This is a genomic window from Streptomyces turgidiscabies Car8, assembly GCF_000331005.1.
Lineage (GTDB): Bacteria > Actinomycetota > Actinomycetes > Streptomycetales > Streptomycetaceae > Streptomyces > Streptomyces turgidiscabies.
Window position 1 is genome coordinate 1 of record NZ_AEJB01000679.1, and the last position, 270, is coordinate 270.

Annotated in this window: 1 protein-coding gene; it reads left to right on the forward strand. The window is 63.0% G+C overall.

Annotation, left to right across the window (positions count from 1 at the left end):
* Positions 1-55 precede the first annotated feature (55 nt).
* Positions 56-270 (forward strand): hypothetical protein (locus STRTUCAR8_RS47005; RefSeq protein WP_158697508.1); only part of this gene is annotated, 215 nt, incomplete at its 3' end.

The window sequence follows — 270 nt, forward strand, 5'->3', positions numbered from 1 at the left end:
TTCCGTATTGCCTGAGCTGCACGGATTGTGGGCTTCCCAGGCATCGATCCGGATAATGATCGTCCTGTTGTCAGTGGGGGCCGGTAGTCTCGAAAGCACGATGACAGAGGATCTCTCACCGGCCGAGCGGTATGCGGCAGCACGCAAGCGCGCTGTCGAGCAGGCCACCGCGCTCGCGTCCTTCCGCGAGATGTACGAATTCGGTCTCGACCCCTTCCAGATCGAGGCCTGTCAGGCGCTCGAAGCGGGAAAGGGCGTGCTGGTGGCCGC